The following is an 8,439-nucleotide window of genomic DNA, read 5'->3' on the forward strand; positions in this document are numbered from 1 at the left end:
CCCAGTCATCTTTATTTTCCTCGTTTAGGTAATTATTCCTCCTATTGAGGTGTCCGTAAACATTAGACCATTACAAAGGTGTCACTGGATTCCTGCCTACGCAGGAATGACGAGGCGAGAGCACGGGGGAGTGACAGGTCTGCCAGTTGGAGTAATGATACCGACTGAAAACCCTTTTGCGACAGCCTCTTAAGCGAGTGGAGAAACTTGCAAGTGACTAAGCCCGACAGCTTATCCGAGTAAATGGCTCAAATCAACCAGACGTTTGGCAATCAAATGACGCACCTCGTTTTCGCATTGCCAGATACCATACACGCCGAGTAATCGTGCGCTGAGAATAAGGCGGCGTTCTTGTTCGAATAAACTGGGCCAGATGATCACATTGATCGAGCCGGTTTCATCTTCGAGCGTGATGAAGATGACCCCATTGGCCGTACCCGGGCGTTGCCGCATCGTGATGATGCCGCAGCCGCGCGCGAACTGGCCGTTGGCAAAAGTGTTCAGTAATTCTGCCGGTAGAAAACGTTGGGCCAGCAGTTGTGGGCGTAATAAGGAGAGCGGATGTCCTTGCAGGCTCAAGCCTTGAGTGCGGTAATCATGCGCAATTTCATCGGCCAGACTGGGGGCAGATAATTGCGGCAGCGCTTCTTCTATCGTAGTCGGTCGCAGTAAATCGCGCTCGGGCAAGGCCCCGACGGCTTGCCACAAGGCTTGGCGACGATGACCGGCGAGACTTTTCAGGGCGTTGCCGGCTGCCAAGATGTGCAGATCATGGCGAGTCAATTCGGCGCGTCTGGCTAAATCGGCGACGTCGCTGAAAGTGCCACTTTGTCGCGCTACCATGATGCGTCGCGCGCTCGTCGCAGGCATGCCGCTCAGCAGTGACAGTCCTAGCCTTACCGATGGGCTGCCGGTAGCGGTGTTTTCCAGGCTTGAATCCCATTCGCTACACAGGACATCAATGGCATCGACTTGTACCTGATGGCGGCGCGCATCTTGTATCAATTGCGCCGGCAAATAAAACCCCATAGGTTGGGAATTGAGCAGCGCACACAAAAACACCGCCGGCTCGTGACATTTGATCCAACTGCTGAGGTAGGCCAAAATCGCAAAACTGGCCGAATGGCTTTCTGGAAAGCCGTACTCACCGAAGCCTTTCATTTGCTCGAATATGCCTTCGGCAAATGCGCGTGAATACTGATTGGCCAGCATGCCGTCAATAATACGCTCGCGATAGCTGTCCAGGCCACCTTTACGCTTCCAAGCAGCCATGGCACGACGTAAGCCATCGGCTTCACCGGCCGTGAAATTGGCAGCTAACATGGCAATTTGCATCACTTGTTCTTGAAAAATCGGTACGCCCAGGGTGCGCCCCAGCGCCTTTTGCATGGCCGGATCGTGTTGGGTTTCGATGGCTTCCAAACCCTGACGGCGGCGCAGATACGGATGCACCATGCCGCCTTGTATCGGTCCCGGGCGGACAATCGCTACTTGTACTACGAGGTCGTAGAATTTTTGCGGTCGCAAGCGGGGCAACATGCTCATCTGCGCCCGCGATTCAATTTGAAATACCCCGACCGTATCGGCGCGACAGATCATGGCATAGGTGGCGGCATCTTCACGCGGAATCGCTTGCATGCTGCGTGGTTTGCCGGGCAGACCAGCCATTAGCGTGAGGGCGCGCTGCAAGGCTGAGAGCATGCCGAGGGCGAGGATATCGATTTTCAGTATGCCTAAGGATTCGAGATCGTCCTTATCCCACTGGATGACGCGGCGATCTTTCATCGCTGCATTTTCTATCGGTACCAATCGCGACAACTTGCCGCGCGCGATCACAAAGCCGCCGCTATGCTGCGATAAATGTCTGGGAAAGCGGAGTAATTGTGTCGCCAAGGCAGCCCATTGCCGTGCCAAGCGCGATTCGCTGTCCACGCCGCAGCTTGCCATTTGGGTGAGCAAATCGGCTGTGCTGTCGAACCAATGTAAAGATTTGGCCACGGCCTCGATGATGGCGGCATCAACCCCGAGCGCTTTGCCGACTTCACGCACGGCACCGCGCGGCCGGTAAGTATGGATGGCGGCGGTCAGCGCGGCACGATGATGTCCATACTTTTGGTAAATATATTGAATCACTTCTTCGCGCCGCTGATGTTCGAAATCGACATCGATATCGGGCGGTTCGCCGCGCTCTCGGGAAATGAAGCGTTCGAACAACAGCGTCTGCACGCTAGGATCGACCTCGGTGATGTGCAGGCAATAACACACCACGGAATTGGCAGCCGAACCGCGTCCTTGGCATAAAATACCGCGATGGCGCGCGAAGCGCACGATGTCATGCACGGTCAAGAAATAAGCTTCATAGGCCAGATCATTGATGATGTCGAGTTCGTGCTCGATTTGTCGGGTAATTTCGTCGGCCACGCCATGTGGGTAACGTCGTTGCGCACCGCGATAGACTTCATGGCGCAGATGGGTGGCGGCGGTCAAGCCATCCGGCACCACTTCTTGCGGGTATTCATAGCGCAATTCATCCAGCGAAAAATGACACAGCGCGGCGACCACCAAGCTTTCTGCCAGTGCGGCAGGCGGGTAGAGATTAGCCAGCCGTAAGCGTGAGCGCAGATGTTGCTCGGCATTGGCAGCCAATTGATAACCGCATTGTTCGACTGGCGTGCCGAGGCGGATCGCGGTCAAACTGTCTTGCAAAGGTTTGCGCGAACGCAGATGCATGCAGACCTGTCCCAGTGCCACTACCGCCAAGCCGTAGCGTTCGGCGATATGTTCAATGTGTTGTTCTTGAAAGGCGTCGGCCGCTTGCATGAGCAGCGTCAGACCGAGCCGCGCGCGTGGGCCGAAGCTGTGTGCCAGCCACGCCGCTTGTACGGCCAGCAGCTCGGCTTGCAAGGGATAGGCCGGTACCAAAATCAGCAAACAGTCGGGCAAGCCGCGCAAATGCGCATAATCGGGCGGCGGCATGGTGAAATCTTCCGGTGTGAGCAAGTAGCTGCCTTTGCCGCAGCGACTGCGTGCCAGCGTGATCAGTTCAGATAAGTTGCCATATCCTTCGCGGTTACAGGCCAGTGCGAGCAAGGTCAGCGTTCCTTGTGGCGCGCTCAATTTGAAATGGCTGCCCAAGATATACGGCAAACCTTGTAATTTCGCTTCATCATGGGCGCGCACCACGCCAGCCAGCGAGCATTCATCGGTGATGGCCAGGGCACGATAATCGAGTTGGGCGGCGCGTTGTACCAATTCTTCCGGATGGGATGCCCCATGCAGGAAAGTGAAATTCGACAGACAGAATAATTCTGCATAGTCGGGCAAGCGGGTGCTGTCGCTGTCTGCCGTCATCCGAATACCCCGTGCAGCAGCCAACTGGCCTGTGCTGCAGTGCCACTGCGCGGGCGATAAATCCAGTAGCGCACATGGCTGGCACTGACGGCGATGAAATAGTCGCGCAGCTCGGTTTGCTCGCTCCACCAAGCGGCCTCGATTCTTTCCGGCGCTGAAATAATATTCAGTGGCGAAGTGAAGTAGGGCCGGTGTTGACGCACTTGTAAGGGTGCTGCCGTTGCCAACAACCAAGCTGGGCGTAGTAAAGTGGGCGTCGGCAGCAGCTTGGACGGGGCTTTTTCCAGCGCGGAAATCCAACGATTGGCGAGGTCGGGACGATGATCAGCCAAGGGGGCGGCCTGCAATACCTGATCGGCACCAAGACGAGTGCTCAATAAAGCCAGTAAATGGTGATGATCTTCGGGCTGCCCGCCCGGCTCGGCAAACAGGGAGGCACTCTGTGGTGCCGCGGCTTGGGTTCGTGGTACCGTCAGTTGTAACGCAATGACCGGTGCAATGAAGTCGAAGCGATGGAGTTTTTCATGTAGCAATGCCAGCAATTGCTTTTCTTGTGCTCCGGCCGGCAAGCTGATATCGAGTATGCTGGCGGGAATGGCATTGCGCCCACGCTCATGGGACAGAGATAGACGTAGCATTAACGCGCTCAGGCGGTGTGCCGCCAGCCAGCCATGCAATTGTGCCAATAAACTTTGGCAATGTTTGAGTAATAAATCACTGCTATCCAAACGTTCCGGCAATTCCAGTCGCGCTTCAAATTCGTCAGGAATAAGAATCCAGATCGGGGCCGTTGCCGTTGCTGCGTAAACCAGATCGAGTTCAGCCATGAAGGCCAGACCGCAGCGTCGTTGCAAACCGGGGCGCGGCAAGGCGCGCAGCTCGCGCAAACAGTAGCAGCCTAAGCCATGCAATAAGTCGCGCCAAGTGTGGGCGCTGTCCAGTAATGTCACGGGTAAGCGGTCGAGCCGGCGCGCTAGTCGCGCTGTTTGCAAGCAAAGTTGCCCGGCGCGGCCTTGGCGCGTGGCATCGAGTGCCAACAAGCAGGCGGCTTTGGCATGCGGTGCGCAGCCCAGGCTGACTTGGTAGCCGAGTGCGGCCATGGTGGCGCGGATGCGGCGGCGCAAGGCTGGCAAACCGCCGAACAAGCGCAAGCTGGCCCCGACATTGAGCACCAGTCTGTCGGCATCGATCAGACTGACTTGTGGCGTGTATTGTAAGAGGGCGCTTGCGGCTGCCAGCAGCGCCGCTGCTTGCTTGTGCATATCTTGCTCGAAGATTTTTGCCGTCGGCATAAGCATTTGTACTGCGCCGCTACGCATGCCGGGCACGATGCCGGCCTCTGCCGCGCTGGCCGAACAGGCAGTAACGCTTTGCTGTGCTAATACGACGTGGCCGAAGAGTGCTGCGCGATGCTGCCAGTGCGGTATAAATACTTCCAATTCCAGCGCTCGAAAGTGTAGGGCGATCCACATTTCCATTGGCCTCACCCTCTCTGTAGTTGCACTTGTTGAATGGTGCTGCGCGGCGTGTTCAAGCCGGCCGCCAGATACGGATGATCGGGTAAATACAGGGGAATCGGTATCTCGTGTACAGCACCGCGGCGCTTGAGTATGCGTAGTTGCAAACCAAAGCTCATATTACTCACCCGAATACGTAGCGGTGCAGGCGAGGGCTGTTGTGCGGCGGAAGCGGGGCGGATCAGACAAAACAAGGTGTCGGAAGTGTTGGCGGCGAGCTGCAGTCGGCGCAAGGCTTCGTGACGTATCTGCGTTTGCCATAACAACAGTACCGCACAACTGCCATGCCGCAAAATTTGTTCGGCCGCCCATAGTCCATCGGCTTGGGTTTGGCTGCGTATCCACAGCAATTGTCGGTTCGGTTGTCGTTCGCACCAGCCTGAGGCTTGTGGTACGTAGGGTGGGCATAACAAGGCCAGTGGCCGCGGCCCTGCTTGCCGCAGGGCCGGCGCGAGCAAACGCAATTCTGCCGTGCCGCTTTGGTCAAGCAAAATTTCATTGATTTGCCCCAGCGGCCAACCGCCGGCGAGTTCTCGGTTCAACGCCAGATGACCGCTGTCTATACTGGGCCGGTCGGCCCGCGCGACTTGCGAAGCGCGCCACAAGGCCGGATGAATTGCTTCCATGGTAGGGGCGCTGGCAGAGATGGTCGAAAGCAAAGGCATGATGGGGAGGGGATCGTCGCGAGTGATAAAAAATACTGATTGAATATACAGTATATTGTCCTATCTTGAAAAATCCAAGCCCATAAAAGATTTTTTTCGCCGCAAGAGTTCCTTTCCGCGCAGCATAAGGAGCGGAGCAAAGGAAAAAGTGGGGCTTGTCGTGAATGTGCGACAAAAATATAACTACTGATTGTTTATACAGTATTTTGTGTTAAAGTCGCTTCATGGACGAACGAAGAGCGCTGCTCAAGGATGTCCTTGACCAAGTTATTCTTCCTTTTTCTGATCTGGAGTATTCCATGACACACTTCGAACCGACTGTTGATACGCGTATGAGCCTGCAACTGACACCAAACTCCTTCATGCTGCGGCTGGGTCGCCGCGAAATTTTCGTTTGCCGTGATTTTCGCCAACGCTATTACTCAGTCAATCCGCTGTTTGATTGTTCTACGGGTATACAAGCCGGCCATCTGGAAATTTTATTTTGTAAGAAATGGCTGATTATTTTATCCAAAGCCAAGTGGTGAACAGGCAGCCCTGATGTGGCTTGTGAGTTAAGACAACGCAGCAGTGCGCCTCAGTGGCGGCGGGCAAACCGCTTGGATTAAATTTGCGCTTCCTTAGGCTACGGGGGCTTTGCCGCGTCGTTCCTGCGCGCTTTTGGCAGGAATCCAGCGACGTTCGTGGTTAGCTTTAAATGCCAGAAATGATGACGTTTTTAGTGCTAAAAACGACATTAGGGGTCTGTCGGGCTTAGGAGTAATCGATTCCCTAAGTCCGACAGACTTCTGGATTCCCGCTAAAATCATACGGGAGCGACGAGGCATGCGGTGTTTTAGGTAAAAAAAGTGCCTATCAGGCTTTCGCGACAGCGCTCTGAGCGCCGAGGTTTTACCTGCACATCTGATAAAAACGCGTCGTGACAGCCGGTCTTAAACTCAGGAACCTTGCCAAACCCATGCAAACCTCAAGGCACTGAAATGGCATCTGGAAAATAAAAAATCCGCTGATCTTCACAAGGAAAATCAACGGATCAGTATTCTTGGTTGCGGGGGCAGGATTTGAACCTACGACCTTCGGGTTATGAGCCCAAAACTAGAGGGGCTTAAAACCAAAATATTCAATAAAATCAATGGCATGCCATACCCTGACTTACCGCATTATACCGGAATTTACCCACTCAAGTGCAGCAAATTTGCAGCAGAAATTCCGCCGCCCGCCAGATCAAAGTAAATCCTGGTAACTGGTGCCTATACGTTTAGCAGTCATGTGACTGCTAACAACGGAACCATTCCCATGGAAGCACTTCTTTCTCCTAAAACTTTAGCTTTAGCACTCGGCATTGCCGAACAAACGATTTATAACCGTCACGCCACAGGCGGAGACTTACCTCCCGTCGTCAAACTCGGTCGTTTAATCCGTTTCCGGCCAGCCGATGTGCAACACTGGTTGAACCAGAAGCAGCAAGCAACGGCACCTTTAACAGCAGCTTCACCATCGCAAGCATCAAGTCCACGTCGTCGAGGCCGTCCAACCAAGGCCGACCAAATTATAGCTCGCCGCAACCTATGAATTTCTAACTTACTTATCACTTTCCGCTCGTGTATCGCTAATTCAACACCCAAAGGAGGGGCCGACCGAAGTCGGCCCCGTGAATCAATATTCATGCTAAACATCTAGCCTTCATCTACTTGTATTACACGGAGTACTCGCCAAAGCACCCCATGTCACATCACCTCCTGGTCGGTCGCCAAACCTTCCAGGCACATCATTTCACTTGTAAGGCTATATTATCCGGTGGTGTTTCCCAGTAGCAGATTCGCTAACTCGCCTCCACATGCCCATGCAGAGGAAAGCTCAACTAAATTGACTGGTATCACCGCTTAACCATAGTGCATCCTTATTTTTTATATGCAGGTTTCCACCCTGAACAAAATAAGTATCCACGACAGGTCACCCACTTAGACAAAACGACGATGAACAGCGCATAACGTGTGCGGCACGAAATCAAACAAACGTAGTTTTCAGCTACCGACGCTTTTGGGCGCCCGCGGATGGGAGAATGTCCCGAAGACCTCATCCTTGTTTATTTGTACGTCTACCTGGACTTTTACATCACACACTTTATGCACCTCTTGAAAGCCGGTGCCCTACCTGAGTTCCCTCAGCGTAGTTTCCGACTATTACACGCATAAGCTCTCTGCTACCCCACCTTCCGGTGGTGGACTGTCTTCCCTGGACGACTCTCCAGGCGTCTTACGGCATTTTTTCAGACAGCGGCGACTTTCGTCCGCCGACATCACTCGTGTCAAGCACTCCCGTCCAACTTACGCTGGATCGTTCAGGAGGTCGAGGCTGGTTACTCGATTTTTCGTTTGCCAACCTACCGCATTTCGCCTCACGGCTTATAGCGGCGGTGTTTCTGGTGGTCGCACGAATTTCACAACAAACTTCACAATAAAGAGTGGGTCGAGAGAATTGCAGCTCTCCCGCCCATCATCGCTCGGCGAGCACCTTTACGTGCACCGAGCGGTACCGGCAACTGAACTCTGGAATAGAGGTCAGTGCCTGACAAGTGAGACTGATGTGGGGTCGTTGGCGCGACCATCCCCACAGCAGTAAGAAGTGAGAGTGTTGGCGCACCCGACGACCTGCATCGTCTGGAACTATTTTCTTGGAGTCCTTACCTGTGTAGGTATCGGACTTCACTAAAAAGTGTAAAACCCAAAAAATCAAAATCAAAATCAAAATCAAAAAAATAAAAATTCTTTGAATTTTTTGGGACATTCATTAGAGGTGTCCGGAATACATTCCGGACACCTAGGCTATATAAAGTGGCCCCCTAAGTCCAGACAATTATTCAAAGAGTTTAAGATAGTGCCTGTTTCTGCCACAGCTGCGCGGCG

Annotated in this window: 5 protein-coding genes; 2 read left to right on the top strand and 3 right to left on the bottom strand. The window is 53.8% G+C overall.

What is annotated here, in order from left to right; all coding sequences use genetic code 11:
* Nucleotides 1–231: 231 nt before the first annotated feature.
* The 3 genes from QN359_RS18875 to imuA are packed head-to-tail and all read right to left on the bottom strand — an operon-like array spanning nucleotide 232 to nucleotide 5,533.
* Nucleotides 232–3,351 (bottom strand): error-prone DNA polymerase, encoded by a 3,120-nt coding sequence (locus tag QN359_RS18875; protein WP_322248440.1) that lies wholly within the window; start codon nucleotides 3,349–3,351, stop codon nucleotides 232–234.
* The gene (locus QN359_RS18880) at nucleotides 3,348–4,829 is read right to left on the bottom strand and encodes a DNA polymerase Y family protein (RefSeq protein WP_322248438.1); all 1,482 of its coding nucleotides are present in this window, start codon (nucleotides 4,827–4,829) and stop codon (nucleotides 3,348–3,350) included. The genes QN359_RS18875 and QN359_RS18880 overlap by 4 nt, the downstream gene beginning before the upstream one ends.
* 5 nt (nucleotides 4,830–4,834) lie before the next feature.
* Complete coding sequence (gene imuA, locus QN359_RS18885) at nucleotides 4,835–5,533, bottom strand: translesion DNA synthesis-associated protein ImuA (protein ID WP_322248437.1); 699 nt, start codon at nucleotides 5,531–5,533, stop codon at nucleotides 4,835–4,837.
* A 299-nt stretch (nucleotides 5,534–5,832) separates the two neighbouring features.
* Here imuA and QN359_RS18890 point away from each other — a divergent pair, with 299 nt between their 5' ends.
* Together QN359_RS18890 and QN359_RS18895 are read left to right on the top strand one after the other, a co-directional pair.
* Complete coding sequence (locus QN359_RS18890; RefSeq protein WP_322248436.1) at nucleotides 5,833–6,060, top strand: hypothetical protein; 228 nt, start codon at nucleotides 5,833–5,835, stop codon at nucleotides 6,058–6,060.
* 769 nt (nucleotides 6,061–6,829) lie between these two features.
* Entirely contained in the window at nucleotides 6,830–7,105 is a 276-nt protein-coding gene (locus QN359_RS18895) for a helix-turn-helix domain-containing protein (protein ID WP_322248435.1), read from the top strand.
* The last annotated feature ends 1,334 nt before the right edge of the window (nucleotides 7,106–8,439 follow it).

This window comes from Undibacterium sp. 5I2 (assembly GCF_035019605.1).
In the GTDB taxonomy this organism is placed as follows: Bacteria; Pseudomonadota; Gammaproteobacteria; order Burkholderiales; family Burkholderiaceae_D; genus Undibacterium.